This is a genomic window from Sphingomonas profundi, from assembly GCF_009739515.1.
GTDB classification, from domain to species: Bacteria; Pseudomonadota; Alphaproteobacteria; order Sphingomonadales; family Sphingomonadaceae; genus Alterirhizorhabdus; species Alterirhizorhabdus profundi.
The window spans coordinates 3,163,815-3,178,449 of record NZ_CP046535.1 but is presented as its reverse complement, the minus strand read 5'-3'; the positions used below and the strand labels follow the sequence as shown (position 1 = coordinate 3,178,449).

Genomic DNA, 14,635 nt, shown 5'->3' with positions numbered 1-14,635 from the left:
GCCGCCGCACGATCCCGGCCGCCCGCGTGGCGGAGATGCTGGCGCTGTACGGCTGGGGGCTGAAGGCGGACCTTGGCGGCGGCGCGCCGGCGGCGCTGCTGGATCGGCTGGCTTCTCGCGGCCTGCCCTTCGCGCAGGCGGCGGACGGGCCCCGGTTCGATCCGGCCGAGACGGTCAACCGGGTGATTGCCGAGGGGCTGGCTGGGCGGGAGCCGGCGTGGCGCGACCGCTTCGTCGCGACCGGCCGGGCGCTGGCCGGCTGGCCCGCATCCACGCCCCGGCGGTTCCGCATACGCTTCACGCGCCGGTTCGCGCTGTCGCCGCTGGCCGGCCGCGCCGGCGTGCGGCTGCGCCTGCCCCGCCCGATCGCGGCGGACATGATCCTCGCCCTATCGGCGCCGGGCTGCACGGTGACGCAGGCGCCGGGGCGGATCGAGCTGCGCCCGGCGGGCGGTGCGCCACCTTGGCTGGAGGCCGGCTGGACGGCGGATATAGCCAGCGATCCGGCGGCGATCGACGCCACCCCGCTCTCCGCGCAGGATCGCGCCCGCTGGCTCGCCCCCGTTGAGGGGCTGGTGCAGGTGACGCCGCCGGTCCGAGCGCTGGCGGCGGCGCTGGCCGGCACGATCGCCGACGATCGTGCGGCGGTCGCGGCGTTCCGCGCGCATCTGATCGATCGCTTCGCCTGCGGCATCCTGGCCTATGAAGCGATCGCCGGCCCCGCGACCGACCATGTCCTCGCCTGCGGCTGGTACGATTGCCAGCTCGGCGCGGCCCTGCTCGTCGCCCTGTGCCGCGCGCGGGGCGTGCCGGCGCGGCTGGTGGGCGGCTATCTGCTCTGGTCGCGCCCAAGCCGGCATATGTGGTGCGAGGTCTGGCTGGACGGGTGGCGGCCGTTCGACCTGCTGGCGTGGGATCTCTCCGCCGGCGGCAGCGATGCCGGCTGGCGCGACATCTTCGCCGGCACCGTCGACCACCGGCTGCGGACGGAGGTGCTGCCGGACATCTTCACCGGGCCGATGAGCCTCGCCCTGCCGGCCGCGCATCACCGCATCGCGCGGGCGGTGGCGGACGGCGGCGTGGAGATCGATCATTGCGGGCTCGACGGCGATTCGATCTATCGCGACCGCATCAGCGTCACCGCGCCGGATCGGGCGCCAGCGTGAAGGCCGCGCCGTTCGGCCCGCGCGCCACGATCGGTCCGGGGCCGAGATCCGTATCCGCCAGCATCGCGCGGATCGCCCGCTCGCGCCGGCGCATCAGCCCTTGCGAAAGGCCGAGCGTCTGGGCGAGCATCCGGTGATGGGCCATCGCGCTGACATTCGCGCCGTGCGCGACATAGACATAGAGATGCGGCGCGCCGGCGAGCGTGGCGAGCGCCCCGCGCGCGCGCAGCACCAGCGCGACGGCGGTGTCCTCGCCGATATGCGACGCCGCGCCGCTCTCGGGATAGCGCACAGCGGCGGTGCGGCGGCACAGCAGGGTGCCGGGATGGGCGCCGACCGGCGTCGCCGCCCACTGCGTCCAGTAGAGGCTCGCCTCGTCCTCGAACAGGTGCAGCACCTCCGCCAGGGCGACGGCGTCGGCATCGCCGAGCGCGACCAGCTGCGCGGCGATGCGACCGGGGTGGTGCAGGTCGTCATCGTCCCACTGGCAGACGTGGTCGCCGGTCGCCGCGTCCCAGGCGAGGTTGCGCAGCGCGCCCAGCGGCAGTCCGGCCGGCGGCAGCAGCAGGGTGGCGTCGGCGCGCCCGGCGATCATCGCCCGCACCGCCGCCGCATCGCCGCCTGCGGCGCCATCCACCACGATCACCAGCCGGCGCAGCGGCCAGCTCTGCCGGTCGAACGCGGCGATGCTGGCGCGCAGGCGCGGCAGCCGCTCCGCCGTGGCGCGGGTGACGGTGAGGCAGGTGACGGTCGGCTGGCTCATCGGGCGATCCGGGGGAGGTGCTGCCGATGCGCCGGCTGAGGCTGTTCGCCAAGGGCAATCTGGACCTGCGCGACACGCTGGTGGCCTGCCGCGAGGATGGCGTGCTGCGCTGGAACGGGATCAACCAGCTGCTGCGCCCACGCGGCATCAGCGCCCATGTGCGGCACGAGACGGCGACGCGATCGGACGCGCTGCGGGCAGCGGACGGCGCGGTGCCGGCGGCGCTGGCGGCGGTGGACCTGCCGCCATCCGCCTATCCGCTGTCCAGCCAGTTCTCCGCCGCTTTGTTCGATGCCGCGCACGATGCCGTGATCCTGTCGCTCCAGCCCGATCTGATGACGGTCCTCGCGCGGCACCGCGCCGATGGCTACCTCTTTTATCCCGACGGCTACGAGCGTTGGCCGGCGGAGCGGCGGCGCTGGCTGGCGGAGCATTTCATCGCCGAGGATCCGCTGTCGGCCGAGCAGGCGATGTGGCATCTGGCGGCGGTGGTGGCGCGGCTGCGGCGCATGTCGGCGGCGCCCATCTTGGTCTACACCGTGCCGGCGGCGGTGGCGGGCGAGTGGATCCACGATCATTCCGGCTTGGCCGAGACCCTGGCGACGCGCATCCGCCGGTTCAACCTTGGCCTGATCGATCTTTCGCGCGACACCGGCCTATCGATCGTGGACGTCGATGCGATCGTGGCGCGGGAGGGCGCGGGGCGGATGACGCTCGATCCGCTGCACCTGACAGCGGAGGGCTGCCGGCTGGTGGCCGAGGAGGTGGTGCGCGTGCTGGACGATCTCGGCTGCCTGGGGGATGCGGCTTGCGGCTGAGCGTCGTCGTCCGCTCGCGCGACGAGGCGCCGCGGCTGCGGCTGACGCTCGCCTCGCTGGCGGGGCAGGCGGACGAGGTGGTGGTGGTGGACGACGGGTCCGTCGACGCGACGGCCGCGGTGATCGCGGCGGCGGGCGTGCGATCGGTGCGCCACGCGGCGGCGCTGGGCCGGTCGGCGGCGGCGAATGCGGGGGCGGCGGCGGCGCGCGGCGACGTGCTGCTGTTCCTGGATGGCGATACGCTGGCGGGGCCGGGCCTGGCCGGGGCGCATCGGGCGGCGCACGCCGGCCGGCCGGCGGCGATGGCGCGCGGCGAGACGTGGCACCTGCGCTGCACGCGCTTCCTGGCCGATCCCGAACGGCTGGTGCCGTGGCCCGATCAGGTCGGCCGCATCGCCGCCATGCCGGCCGAGGAGGTGGCGCGGATGGGGGTGACGGAGGCGCAGGTGCGGCATGATTTCGCCGCGATCGCGCGGCGCGCGGCGCCCGGCATCTATCCCGGCGCCGCGCCGCGCCGGCTGCACGAGGCGGAGCTGGCGGCGCTGCGCCACACGCCGGACTGCCCGCTGCTGTGGGCGGCGGCGAGCGGCAGCAACTTCTCCGTGCCCCGCGGCGACTTCCTCGCGGCGGGCGGCTTCGATCCCGCGCTGGACATCAACGAGCATCGCGAGCTGGCGCTGCGGCTGATGCAGCGCGGCCTGCGCCTGCTGCCGGCGGAGGGCGCGCGGACCTACCACATGACGCATCGCAGCGGCTGGCGCGATCCGCTGGTGGAGCGTGGCTGGGAGGCGGCGTTCCGCCGGCGCCACCCGGCGGCCCCGCTGGCGCCGCTCATGGCGTTCTGGCGCGGGCTGGCGGACGGCACCGGCCCCGCATCGCTGGCCGATCTGGCGGACCGCGCGTGACGCCGCTGCTGCTGGGCATCCGCATCGCGGCCGCCGACCGGCCGCTGCTGATCGCCGCGGCCGAGCAGCTGGGCGAGGCGCTGGCCGACCCCGGCGAGCCGCCCTGGCCCGTGACGCTGCGGGCGGTGGGCGACGAGGCGCCGCCGACGCCCCCACCCTCGATCGTGATCGCGACGATGCGGGCGGCGCTGGACGGCGGCGAGGATGCGGCGGCGCTGGCCGCCGGGCTGGCGCGACTAACGGAGGCCGGGGCGGCCGTGCTGCTCTGCACGCTGCTGCGCGTCGTCGCCGATCGCGCCGCGCGGCCGGCGCTGATGCCGCGTATCCGCGCGCTGAACCTGCGCGCCGTCGAGCTCTCGCACGCGCTGGGGCTGGCGGTGATCGACGTGGATCGCGTGCTCTCGCTGTTCGGCGCGGCGCGCTTGCAGACCGACTATCGGCTCGGCGGGCCGGCGGCGGACGAGGTGGCGGCGCACGTGATCGTCTCGGCCCTGCTCGCCGGCGGGCTGGACGCGATGGTGCCGGCCGACCGGCAGGAGCGGGCGCTGGCGCGGCATGGCGACCTCCACGCGATCGCCGGCATCGTCGATCGCCGCTTGCGCGCGAAGGCGGCCGGCGCGAGAGGAGGGCGATGATCTACCGCCTCGCCGTGCCCGATACGCTGGAGGACGTGACATCGGTGCGCGTGCTGGAATGGCACGGCGCGGCGGGCACGGCGGTGGCGCCGGGCGCGATGATCGTCGAGCTGGAGACCCACAAGGCGCTGATCGAGGTGCGCGCCGAGCAGGCCGGCGTGATCCGCCGGATCGACTGCGCCGAGGGCGAGTGGTGCCCGCTGGGCGGCGGCCTGGCGCTGCTGAGCGACGCGGCCGACGAGCCGCTGGACGGCGACGGCGCGATGCTGCCGGCGGACTTCCGGATCGGCTAGGCCGGATCGACATTGAGCGGATCAAGCCAGTTGCACTTGCCTTAGGCAAAGCGCTTATCCCGAGGAGCCATCGAGATTGTCGAGACGGGTCTCCGCCGCCGCTCAGCCCCTCCTCAAAATGAGCGGACATGCAAAAGCTGGATGTCGAGACGCTCTGGGTTTGGTCCGCACCCGCCGAACCGCTCCCGCCGGGCAGCGGCTTAGGGCGGGTGGGGTCTGACGAACGGCGCTGGCATCGCGCGGCGCTCTGCGCCAGAAACGGGCGATCCGATCAGGGAGAAGAATGATGGATCGTCGCGCCTTCATCACGGCCACGAGCGCGGCCGCCGCGGTCGCCACCCTGCCCGCGCCGCTGCGCGCCGCGCCGCCAAGGGCCGCCGCCGGATCGGGCGATGCCGCGCTGAACGCGCTGTTCGACCGCATCTTCAACGGCATGGTCGATCGATCACCGGAAATGGCCACCCAGCTCGGCCTCGACAAGGGTGCGCGGGCCGGCGTCAAGAGTCGGCTGGACGACGCGTCCGAAGCGCAGACCGCGCGCGAGCTGGCACAGAATAAGGGCTGGCTGGCGGAGCTGGAGCGGGTGCCGGCGGCCACGCTCTCCGCCCCGGCGGCGCTGAACCGGGAGATCGTGCTCTACTCGCTCAACCAGCAGATCGTGCCGCCCGATACGTTCAGGCTCGACTCGGTGATCCGGCCCTATCGCATCTTCCAGCAGGGAGGCGCCTATTTCAGCGTGCCGGATTTCCTCAACGACACGCACGTGATCGCCACCAAGGCGGATGCCGACGCCTATCTCGCGCGGTTGCGGGCGTTCGCGACGGTGCTGGACCAGGATCTGGCGGTGCAGCAGGCCCAGGCGACGCGCGGCATCATCGCGCCCGATTTCGCGATCGACCTGACCCTGGCGCAGATGCAGCGGCTGATCGCGACGCCGGCGGCGCAGAGCAACCTCGTGCAATCGCTGGTGAGGCGGGCGCAGGCCCGGGGGATTGCGGGCGACTATGCCACGCCCGCCGCGCGCATCGTGCAGACCGGGGTCTATCCGGCGATCGAGCGGCAGATCGCCCTGCTGCGGCAGTTGCGCGGGCAGACGAAGGCCGGCGCCGGCGTGTGGCGGCTGCCGCAGGGCGAGGCGCTCTACACGGCGGCACTCGGCCAGGCGACCACGACCATCCTGACGCCGGACGAGGTGCACCGGATGGGGCTGGCGCAGGTGGCCGAAATCTCCGCCGAACTCGATCGCATCCTGAAGGCCGAGGGGATGGCGAAAGGGTCGATCGGTCAGCGGCTCGGCGCGCTCAACAAGGATCCGGCGCAGCTCTACCCCGATACGGCGGAGGGCAAGGCGGCGCTGATCGCATCGCTGAACGCCGGCGTGCGGGACATCGTGACGAAGCTGCCGGCCGCCTTCTCCCACGTGCCGACCGCGCCGCTGGAGATCCGCGCGGTGCCGGCCGAGATCCAGGACGGCGCATCCAACGGCTACTATAAGCGGGCCGCGCTGGATGGATCGCGCCCGGCCATCTACTTCATCAACCTGAAGGAGGTGGCGGACTGGCCGAAATACAGCCTGCCGGCGCTCACCTTCCACGAAGGGCTGCCGGGGCATCATCTGCAGATCAGCCTGGCGCAGGAATCCAGGGACATTCCGCTGGTGCGCAAGATCGGCTTCTTCGGTGCCTATACGGAAGGCTGGGCGCTCTATGCCGAGCAGCTGGCCGACGAGCTGCGCGGCTATGCGACGCCGCTGGAGCGGGCCGGCTACCTGCAATCCTTCCTGTTCCGCGCGGCGCGGCTGGTGGTGGATACCGGCATCCACGCCAAGCGGTGGACGCGCGAGCAGGCGACCGACTATCTGGTCGAGACGGCCGGCTTCCCGCGCGCGCGGGCGCAGCGCGAGGTGGAGCGATACTGCACCCAGCCGGGCCAGGCCTGTTCGTACAAGGTGGGCCACATGGCGTGGACCAGGGCACGGGCGGACGCGGAGACGGCGCTGGGCGCAAGGTTCGACATCAAGCGTTTCCACGAGGTGCTGGCGAGCGGGGCGATGCCGCTGACGGTGCTGGAGCGGCTGGTGGCGGAGCGGACGGCGGCGCAGAAGGGATAGGCGCCGGCCCGGTCGTCAGGCGAAATCCGCGCCGGGCGGCGCCAGCTCGAACCCGGCGAAGTCGAAGCCGGGCACCACCACGCAGCTGACCAGCGCCCAGCCGCCATCCGCCTCGGCCGCCTGCCAGGCGCCCGCCGGCACCAGCGCCTGCGGCGTCTCGCCGGCCAGCACGTCGCCGCCGAGACGCACCGTTCGCGACGGACCGCCGTCGGCGGCGGCGATCCGCACCGCCAGCGGCGCGCCGGCGTGCCACAGCCAATGCTCGTCCGCATCCACCCGGTGCCAGTGCGATCGGCCACCCGCCTCCAGCAGGAACAGGATGGCGGTGCCGGCGGATCGGCCGCCCGGTGCGGCATCCGATCCGGCGCGCGGCGGCGCCCGCCATGTCTCGCGATACCAGCCGCCTTCCGGGTGCGGCGCCAGACCCAGCCTGGCGATGATCGCCTCGGCCGAGCCCGCCACGCGCCGCGCCGGGATCAGGCCGCCAGCTTGCGCAGCACGTAGTGCAGGATGCCGCCGTTGAGGAAATATTCCAGCTCGTTGACGGTATCGATGCGGCAGCGCGTCGCGAACGTCTCGGTCGTGCCGTCGGCGCGGCGCAGGTGGACGGTCACTTCCTGGCGCGGCCGCAGGCCCGCGACATTCTCGATCGTGAACGTCTCGGTGCCGTCCAGCTTCAGCGTCTTGCGATCGACGCCCTCGGCGAACTGCAGCGGCACGATGCCCATGCCGACGAGGTTGGAGCGGTGGATCCGCTCGAAGCTCTCGGCGATCACGGCGCGCACGCCGAGCAGGTTGGTGCCCTTTGCCGCCCAGTCGCGCGAGGAGCCGGTGCCATATTCCTTGCCCGCGATCACCACCAGCGGCACGCCGTCCGCCTTGTAGCGCATGGCCGCATCGTAGATCGCCATCACCTCGCCGGTGGGGATGTACTTCGTCATGCCGCCTTCGATGCCGGGGATCATCTCGTTCTTGATGCGGATGTTGGCGAAGGTGCCGCGCATCATCACTTCATGGTTGCCGCGGCGCGCGCCGTAGCTGTTGAAGTCCGCCTTCGAGACCTGCCGTTCCTGCAGGTAGATGCCGGCGGGGCTGTCCGCCTTGATCGATCCGGCCGGGCTGATGTGATCGGTGGTGATCGAATCGGCGAAGATGGCGAGCGGGCGCGCGTCGCGGATGTCGCCCACCGGCTCGGGCGTCATCGTCATGCCCTCGAAATAGGGCGGGTTGGCGACGTAGGTGCTGCTCGGGTTCCAGGTATAGGTGTCGCCGCCCTCGATCGCGATGCCGCGCCACTTGCGATCGCCCTCGAACACGTTGGCGTAGCGGGTGGCGAACATCTCGCGATCGATGAAGGACGTCATCACGTCCTGCACCTCGATGTTGGTCGGCCAGATATCCTTGAGGTAGACGTTCTTGCCGTCGGTGGAGACGCCGATCGGCTCCTTGGTGATGTCCTCCCGCACGGTGCCCTTGATCGCATAGGCGACGACGAGCGGCGGCGAGGCGAGGAAGTTCGCCCGTACGTCGGGCGAGACGCGGCCCTCGAAATTGCGGTTGCCGGAGAGGACGGAGGCGGCGACGAGATCATTCTCGTTGATCGCCTTGCTGATCGGCGCGGCGAGCGGGCCGGAATTGCCGATGCAGGTGGTGCAGCCGTAGCCGACGAGGTTGAAGCCGAGCGCGTCGAGATCGTCGGTCAGCTTGGACTTGTTCAGATAGTCCGTCACCACCTGCGATCCGGGGGCGAGCGACGTCTTGACCCACGGCTTGGAGGTGAGGCCGAGCGCGTGCGCCTTGCGCGCGACGAGGCCGGCGGCGATCAGCACCGAGGGGTTGGAGGTGTTGGTGCAGCTGGTGATCGCCGCGATCACCACGTCGCCATGGCCGATATCATGATCCCGCCCGTCGACGGCCACGCGGCTGTCGCTGGCGCCGGACTTCTTGTAGCCGGTAGCCAGCTCGTTGTTGAAATTGTCGTCCACGTTGCTCAGCAGCACCCGATCCTGCGGGCGCTTGGGGCCGGCGAGCGAGGGCTGCACCGTGCCCATGTCGAGCGCCAGCGTATCGGTGAACACCGGATCGGGCAGCGTGACGTCGCGCCAGAAGCCCTGCGCCTTGGCATAGGCCTCGACCAGGTCGATCGCCCACTCGTCGCGGCCGGTGAGGCGCAGATAGTTGAGCGTGGCGTTGTCCACCGGGAAGAAGCCGCAGGTAGCGCCATATTCGGGCGCCATGTTGGCGATCGTCGCGCGATCGGCCAGCGAGAGCGCGTCGAGGCCCGGGCCGTAGAACTCGACGAAGCGGCCGACCACGCCCTTGGCGCGCAGCATCTGGGTGACGGTGAGGACGAGATCGGTGGCGGTGATGCCTTCCGGCAGGGTGCCGGTGAGCTTGAAGCCGACGACCTCCGGGATCAGCATCGACACCGGCTGGCCGAGCATCGCCGCCTCCGCCTCGATGCCGCCCACGCCCCAGCCGAGCACGCCGAGGCCGTTCACCATCGTGGTGTGGCTGTCCGTGCCGACCAGCGTATCGGGATAGGCGACGGTCGCGCCGGCCGTGTCGGTCGAGGTCCAGATCGCCTGGGCGATATTCTCCAGGTTCACCTGGTGGCAGATGCCGGTGCCCGGCGGCACCACCTTGAAATTGTCGAGCGCCTTCGATCCCCACTTGAGGAACTCGTACCGCTCCATGTTGCGCTCATACTCCAGGTCGACATTGTCCTGGAACGCCTTGGGGCTGCCGAACTCGTCGACCATCACCGAGTGATCGATCACCAGGTGGCAGGGCACCAGCGGGTTGATCTTCTGCGCATCGCCGCCCAGCCTGGTGATCGCATCGCGCATCGCCGCCAGATCGACCACGCAGGGCACGCCGGTGAAATCCTGCATCAGCACGCGGGCGGGGCGGTACTGTATCTCCCGCTCCGACCGGCGATCCACCTGCCAGTCGACGATCGCCTGGATATCCTCCCGCGTTACGGTCGAGCCGTCCTCGAAGCGGAGCAGATTCTCCAGCAGCACCTTCATCGAGAAGGGCAGGCGGGAGACGTCGCCGAGCGCTTCCGCCGCCTTGGGGATGGAGTAGTAATGCACCGTCTTGCCGCCCACATCCAGGCTGGTGCGTACGTTAAGGCTGTCCTGTCCGACGGCGGTCATGGCGGCTTCCCCCTTGATGGATGCGAGACTCCGCCGGGCCATAGCAAGGGGGCGCGACCGGGGGAAGGGAGCCGCGAAATCAGCCTCGGATGCCGACCTGCCGCGCCTCCTCGAGCCAGTCGGCCATCGTCCGCGCGGGCATCGGCCGGCCGAACAGCCAGCCCTGCAGGCGGGTGCAGCCGATCACCCGCATGATCGCCGCCTGCGCCTCCGTCTCGATGCCCTCGGCCGTGACGGAGAGATCGAGCGCCTCGGCCAGGGCGACGATCGCGCGGGCCATGTCGGCCGATCGCGCATCCTCGGCGACGTGGGTGACGAAGGAGCGGTCGATCTTGATCCGATCGAAGCTCAGCCGCCGCAGATAGCCGATGCTGGCGAAGCCGGTGCCGAAATCGTCGAGCGCGATGCCGATGCCGAGATCGCGCAGCTGGCGCAGGATCAGCTCGGCCGCGTCGGGCCGGCGCAGCAGATAGCTCTCGGTGATCTCCAGCTCCAGCCGGCCGGCCGGATAGCCGGTTTCGGCGAGGACGGCGGCGATGCGGGCGACGAGGGTGCGATCCCAGAATTGCGCCGGCGAGAGGTTGACCGCCAGATCGACGCCCCAGTGCAGCGCCGCGCGGCAGGCGGTGGTCAGCACGCTGCGGCCGAGACCGTTGATCAGGCCGCTCCGCTCCGCCACGCGCACGAAGATGTCCGGCGAGATCGCGCCGTGGCGCGGGTGCGACCAGCGCGCCAGCGCCTCGACGCAGACGACGTCGCCCGCCGCGTCGACGATCGGCTGGAACTCGACGCCGATCTGGCCGCGCTCGATGGCGACGCGCAGATCGCTCTCCAGCCGGCGACGCTCGTGATGCTCCTCGTCCATCGCCGGATCGTAGGCGCACCAGCAATTCTTGCCGCTGGCCTTGGCCGCGTACATCGCGACATCGGCGCGGCGGATCAGCTCGGCGGCGGCGCACCCGCCGTCCGTCTCGGCCGAGCCGACGCTGATGCCGGCCGACACGCTGTAGCCGCCGATGGCGAACGGCGTGCTGAAGGCGGCGCGGATCGCCTCGGTGACGTCGGTCAGGCCGTCAGGCCCCGGCGTGGCGAGCACCACGGCGAACTCGTCGCCGCCGGATCGGGCGACCAGATCGGCCTCCGGCGCGGCGGCGGCGATCCGCCGCGCGGCCTCCACCAGCAGCGCATCGCCGGCGGCGTGGCCGTAGACGTCGTTGGTCTCCTTGAAGCCGTCCAGATCCATGTAGAGCAGCACCGCCGGGCCGGTGATCGCCTCCAGCCGCTCGACCATCGCGCGGCGGTTGCCCAGCGCCGTGAGGGGATCGTGGATGGCGGCGCGCAGCGCGTTCGCCTCGCTCTGGCGCAGCGCCTCCAGCCCGCGACGCGCACGCAGCAGGATAACGGCGGCCGCGGCGAGGGCGATCAGCGCGACGACGGCGAAGCCGGGCAGCACGTTGTGCCGCAGCTCCGTACCCGGCGCCACCGCCTGCCAGGTGATCCAGCCGAGATGGCTGCCGTCGAAGCCGGCGAGGGCCAGGGAAACGCCCGCGCCCGGCCGCTCCACCAGGCTGAGCCGCGGCGAATGATCGCCCTGCGCCAGCGTGTCGAGCATGGCCTGATCGAGCCGGCGGGCGACCACCAGCGTGCGCGTCGGCCCGGCCGGCAGCGTCACCTTGTCGGTCAGCGGGATGATCGAGGCGGCGGAGAAGGCGTAGATGGTCCTGCCGGAGCGGGTGTAGCCGCTGACGATCGGATCGCGCGACGGGCCGATCGCGCGCAGCCGCTGCACCGCCGCGACGAAGCCGCCGCCCAGCAGGCGCGTCGCATCGAAGCCGGGACGGCCGCGCCTGCTGCCTTCGAAGGCGTAGATCACCCGGCCGGACTCGTCGAGCACCAGCACGTGCGAATAGCCCTGCACGGTGCCGAGATAGATGCTGATATTGTCGTCCGCCCAGCCGGCGTCCAGCCGCTGGACGAGGTGGCGGACGGCATCGTCCCAGCGGGCGTAATCCTGCAGATCGTGCATCATCAGTTCCGCCGAGCCGGCGAAGGCGTTGCGCACGAGATCCAGCTCGCGCACCCGCTCCATGCGGTCCTGCACGATCGTGGTGTGGATCAGCAGCGCCAGCAGACACCCGAAGCTGCTGCCCAGCAGGAGGATGATCGGCAGCACATACTGCATCGGCAGATGCCGCCGCAGCGCGCCGCCCAGTGCCTGGAACATTCCGTCTCCGTTCTCGCTCATCGCCAATTAACCGGCACAGCTTAAGAAAATGCCTTATCGCGGCTGGCGGGCCGGCCGCAGCGGCCGGCGTGGCGGTGGCCAAGGGGCGGGAAAGAGGCGGGATTACCGGGCGATGATCCGCATGCTGCAGCGCCTGACGGGCAGGGAGGCGGAGCCGCCGGCGCGGCTGCCGGAGGGCGTGCGCGCCTACGCGATCGGCGACGTGCACGGCCGGCTGGACCTGCTCTGCGACCTGCTCGGCCGGATCGAGGCGGACGATGCCCGCCGCACCGCCGCCGACACCCAGGTGGTGCTGCTGGGCGACATCGTCGATCGCGGCGCGCAATCGGCCGGGCTCGTCGAATATCTGCGCGCCTTCCGCCCCGCCTTCGCCCGCTTCCGCTTCGTCATGGGCAATCACGAGGAGGCGATGCTCGCCTCGCTCGACGATGACGGCGGCGATCCGCACCTGACCGGCTGGCTGGGCTTCGGCGGTACGGAGACCCTGCTCAGCTACGGCATGCCGGAGCGGCTGCTCGCGCTGCCCGGCCCGGCGCTGGTGGCGGCGCTGCACCATTATGTGCCCCGCGCCCACCTGCAGTTCCTGCGCGGGTTCGAGGATCATGTGGCGATCGGCGACTATGTGTTCGTCCATGCCGGCATCCGCCCCGGCGTGCCGCTGGCGGCGCAGTCGCCGCGCGACATGCGCTGGATCCGCGACGACTTCCTCGATCACCGGCGGTCGCACGGCTTCACAGTCGTCCACGGCCACACGATCAGCGAGGCCCCGCAGTTCCGCGCCAACCGCATCGGCATCGATACCGGCGCCTATCGCACCGGCGTGCTGACCGCCCTGGGGCTGGAGGCGGACGCGCGCTGGACGATCGCGACGGGATCGCCGCCGCCCGCCGCGTGACGCAACCGCCCGCCCGCTCGTCCGTTCTCCCGGCCAGCCTGAAGGAGATGCGGCATGGGCGCACCCGACTACAATCTGTCCACCGAGCACCAGCCGCCCGGCGACGCCAAGCGACCGGGCGACACGCTTGACCGGGACCGCAAGCCGGACGACGCCGAAGCCGGTGCGCGGCCGAAGGACGGTGCGCCCGATCCGGGCTTCGCCACCAATGGAGAATGACGATGGCCGAGCATGAGCCGAAGCGCGGCGAATATGGCGAGGCGCCGACCAGCGCCGGGGTCGCCACCGCCGACCCGGCCAAGATCTGGACGCCGGACCCCGCGCCCGAGCCGATCCGCCCGAACAGCCCGGCCGACGCGGCGCTCGCCGGCATCGCCCCGGCCGACGCGCCGGCGGAACCGGACGACGATCCGCAGAGCGGCAGCGGCGACATGCCGAGCTTCTCGGCCGATCCCGCCAAGCCCGACACCGGCGCAGACGCATCGAGCCACGGCAGCCGTTAAGGTGTGAGCGGCGCAGCCGCTCCGCCCGGAGCTTCGTCGGCCGGCGTCTAGGCCGGATCGACATTCGGCTTTTTGCATGTCCGCTCATCCTGAGGAGGGGCTGAGCGGAGGCAAAGGCCCGTCTCGAAGGATCCTTCGAGACGCCAGTTCGACAGGCTCGATGGCTCCTCAGGATGCGCGGTTTGAATCGATGCAAGTCAAACTGGCTTGATCCGCTGAATGTCGATCCCGCCTACAACGCCCGGATCGGCAGGTCTGCGTGCCGTTGGCGGATGACAGCAAGATGGACGCTGTTTAACTGTCACGCCGTCTGCCCCGCGTCTAAGCGGAGCGCCCCGTGCGAGGCGCTCCGCCTGTGACGCGCGGCGTGCCAGCGGATCGAGCCACGCAGCCATGTCTTCCGCCCCCCGACCATCCCGGCGATCGCGACTGCCGGCGATCGCATTCGCGCTGCTGGGTCTGTTGGCGGTCGCGGCGGCGATGTTCGACCATCTCGATCGCTTCGTCTTCTTCGGCGGGCCGGTGATGACGCTGCTGCGGCCGCAGACGCCGCCGCGCGACGGGCTGGGCGTCGTGCTGCTGTCCGGCGACATGGGCTTCACCGCTGGGCTGTCGGGCCAGATGAAGCAGCGGCTGGTGGCGGCCGGCTATCCGGTGGCCGCCATCAACGCGCTGGTGTTCGCCGCCGACGGGCGGTCGCCGGACGAGATAAGTGCACTGCTGTCGACGACGATCCACCGCCTGCTGGCCACACCCGGCGTGCGCCGCGTGGTGCTGATCGGCCACTCGTTCGGCGCGGACCTGCTGCATGTCGGCCTGGTCGGCCTGGCGCCGGCCGATCGCGCGCGGGTGGCGGCGGTGATCCTGGAGGTGCCGACCGACAAGGTGTATCTGACGGCCGGCTTCCGCGAATATTTCGAGCTCGGCCCGCCGGACGTGGTCGCGCTCGCGTCCGCCAGCCGGCTGGACTGGGTGCCGGTGACGTGCATCCGCGGCGCGGCGGAGCGAACGAGCCTCTGCCCGCTGCTGCGCAACCCGAACGTGCGGCAGGTGGTGCTGCCCGGCGGCCACACGCTGAACCGGGACGGCGCCGCGCTGTTCGCCGCTTCCTACGACGCGATCCGGCATCATCGCCGCTGAC

14 protein-coding genes are annotated in these 14,635 nt (G+C 71.6%); 10 read left to right on the top strand and 4 right to left on the bottom strand.

The window, feature by feature from the left end; translation table 11 throughout:
* Positions 1 to 35: 35 nt before the first annotated feature.
* The gene (locus tag GNT64_RS15230; protein ID WP_231639561.1) at positions 36 to 1,166 is read left to right on the top strand and encodes a transglutaminase-like domain-containing protein; all 1,131 of its coding nucleotides are present in this window, start codon (positions 36 to 38) and stop codon (positions 1,164 to 1,166) included.
* Here the strand turns inward: GNT64_RS15230 and GNT64_RS15225 are convergent.
* On the bottom strand, positions 1,138 to 1,929 hold the full coding sequence (locus GNT64_RS15225; RefSeq protein ID WP_156680299.1) for a glycosyltransferase: 792 nt from the start codon (positions 1,927 to 1,929) through the stop codon (positions 1,138 to 1,140). The genes GNT64_RS15230 and GNT64_RS15225 overlap by 29 nt on opposite strands.
* Positions 1,930 to 1,955: 26 nt before the next feature.
* On the opposite strand from GNT64_RS15225, the gene GNT64_RS15220 reads away from it, so the two are divergent.
* The 5 genes from GNT64_RS15220 (at position 1,956) to GNT64_RS15200 (ending at position 6,690) form a co-directional block, all read left to right on the top strand.
* Positions 1,956 to 2,747, top strand: coding sequence for an SGNH/GDSL hydrolase family protein (locus GNT64_RS15220; protein ID WP_156680298.1), 792 nt, complete (start codon positions 1,956 to 1,958; stop codon positions 2,745 to 2,747).
* The gene (locus tag GNT64_RS15215) at positions 2,738 to 3,652 is read left to right on the top strand and encodes a glycosyltransferase family 2 protein (protein ID WP_197277013.1); all 915 of its coding nucleotides are present in this window, start codon (positions 2,738 to 2,740) and stop codon (positions 3,650 to 3,652) included. The genes GNT64_RS15220 and GNT64_RS15215 overlap by 10 nt, the downstream gene beginning before the upstream one ends.
* Positions 3,649 to 4,287, top strand: coding sequence for a hypothetical protein (locus GNT64_RS15210; protein WP_156680296.1), 639 nt, complete (start codon positions 3,649 to 3,651; stop codon positions 4,285 to 4,287). Before GNT64_RS15215 ends, GNT64_RS15210 begins: the two co-directional genes overlap by 4 nt.
* Complete coding sequence (locus GNT64_RS15205; RefSeq protein WP_156680295.1) at positions 4,284 to 4,580, top strand: lipoyl domain-containing protein; 297 nt, start codon at positions 4,284 to 4,286, stop codon at positions 4,578 to 4,580. The genes GNT64_RS15210 and GNT64_RS15205 overlap by 4 nt, the downstream gene beginning before the upstream one ends.
* A gap of 286 nt (positions 4,581 to 4,866) precedes the next feature.
* Positions 4,867 to 6,690 (top strand): DUF885 domain-containing protein, encoded by a 1,824-nt coding sequence (locus GNT64_RS15200; RefSeq protein ID WP_156681672.1) that lies wholly within the window; start codon positions 4,867 to 4,869, stop codon positions 6,688 to 6,690.
* Between the two features lie 15 nt (positions 6,691 to 6,705).
* On the opposite strand, the gene GNT64_RS15195 is transcribed toward GNT64_RS15200, so the two are convergent.
* The 3 genes from GNT64_RS15195 to GNT64_RS15185 all read right to left on the bottom strand — a co-directional run bounded on the left by GNT64_RS15195 (position 6,706) and on the right by GNT64_RS15185 (position 12,075).
* On the bottom strand, positions 6,706 to 7,152 hold the full coding sequence (locus tag GNT64_RS15195; protein WP_156680294.1) for a cupin domain-containing protein: 447 nt from the start codon (positions 7,150 to 7,152) through the stop codon (positions 6,706 to 6,708).
* 14 nt (positions 7,153 to 7,166) lie between these two features.
* Positions 7,167 to 9,851 (bottom strand): aconitate hydratase AcnA, encoded by a 2,685-nt coding sequence (gene acnA / locus GNT64_RS15190; protein ID WP_156680293.1) that lies wholly within the window; start codon positions 9,849 to 9,851, stop codon positions 7,167 to 7,169.
* A 79-nt stretch (positions 9,852 to 9,930) separates the two neighbouring features.
* Positions 9,931 to 12,075 carry a putative bifunctional diguanylate cyclase/phosphodiesterase gene (locus GNT64_RS15185; RefSeq protein ID WP_156680292.1) on the bottom strand — a complete coding sequence of 715 codons (2,145 nt, stop codon included), beginning with the start codon at positions 12,073 to 12,075 and terminating at the stop codon, positions 9,931 to 9,933.
* A gap of 133 nt (positions 12,076 to 12,208) precedes the next feature.
* Here GNT64_RS15185 and GNT64_RS15180 point away from each other — a divergent pair, with 133 nt between their 5' ends.
* The 4 genes from GNT64_RS15180 to GNT64_RS15165 all read left to right on the top strand — a co-directional run bounded on the left by GNT64_RS15180 (position 12,209) and on the right by GNT64_RS15165 (position 14,634).
* Entirely contained in the window at positions 12,209 to 12,991 is a 783-nt protein-coding gene (locus GNT64_RS15180; protein ID WP_231639034.1) for a metallophosphoesterase family protein, read from the top strand.
* A gap of 54 nt (positions 12,992 to 13,045) precedes the next feature.
* The gene (locus GNT64_RS15175) at positions 13,046 to 13,210 is read left to right on the top strand and encodes a hypothetical protein (RefSeq protein WP_156680291.1); all 165 of its coding nucleotides are present in this window, start codon (positions 13,046 to 13,048) and stop codon (positions 13,208 to 13,210) included.
* 2 nt (positions 13,211 to 13,212) lie between these two features.
* A complete protein-coding gene (locus tag GNT64_RS15170) occupies positions 13,213 to 13,494 on the top strand; it encodes a hypothetical protein (protein ID WP_156680290.1) in 282 nt (93 codons plus the stop codon).
* Between the two features lie 480 nt (positions 13,495 to 13,974).
* On the top strand, positions 13,975 to 14,634 hold the full coding sequence (locus GNT64_RS15165) for an AcvB/VirJ family lysyl-phosphatidylglycerol hydrolase (RefSeq protein ID WP_197277012.1): 660 nt from the start codon (positions 13,975 to 13,977) through the stop codon (positions 14,632 to 14,634).
* Position 14,635 lies beyond the last annotated feature (1 nt).

What these genes read in the sequence shown, in the direction of transcription:
- GNT64_RS15230 (WP_231639561.1), top strand. Translation starts at nt 36, where the DNA reads ATGCTGGCGCTGTACGGCTGGGGGCTGAAGGCGGACCTTGGCGGCGGC.
- GNT64_RS15225 (WP_156680299.1), bottom strand. Translation starts at nt 1,929, where the DNA reads ATGAGCCAGCCGACCGTCACCTGCCTCACCGTCACCCGCGCCACGGCG.
- GNT64_RS15220 (WP_156680298.1), top strand. Translation starts at nt 1,956, where the DNA reads ATGCGCCGGCTGAGGCTGTTCGCCAAGGGCAATCTGGACCTGCGCGAC.
- GNT64_RS15205 (WP_156680295.1), top strand. Translation starts at nt 4,284, where the DNA reads ATGATCTACCGCCTCGCCGTGCCCGATACGCTGGAGGACGTGACATCG.
- GNT64_RS15200 (WP_156681672.1), top strand. Translation starts at nt 4,867, where the DNA reads ATGGATCGTCGCGCCTTCATCACGGCCACGAGCGCGGCCGCCGCGGTC.
- acnA (WP_156680293.1), bottom strand. Translation starts at nt 9,851, where the DNA reads ATGACCGCCGTCGGACAGGACAGCCTTAACGTACGCACCAGCCTGGAT.
- GNT64_RS15185 (WP_156680292.1), bottom strand. Translation starts at nt 12,075, where the DNA reads ATGTTCCAGGCACTGGGCGGCGCGCTGCGGCGGCATCTGCCGATGCAG.
- GNT64_RS15180 (WP_231639034.1), top strand. Translation starts at nt 12,209, where the DNA reads ATGATCCGCATGCTGCAGCGCCTGACGGGCAGGGAGGCGGAGCCGCCG.
- GNT64_RS15175 (WP_156680291.1), top strand. Translation starts at nt 13,046, where the DNA reads ATGGGCGCACCCGACTACAATCTGTCCACCGAGCACCAGCCGCCCGGC.
- GNT64_RS15170 (WP_156680290.1), top strand. Translation starts at nt 13,213, where the DNA reads ATGGCCGAGCATGAGCCGAAGCGCGGCGAATATGGCGAGGCGCCGACC.
- GNT64_RS15165 (WP_197277012.1), top strand. Translation starts at nt 13,975, where the DNA reads ATGTTCGACCATCTCGATCGCTTCGTCTTCTTCGGCGGGCCGGTGATG.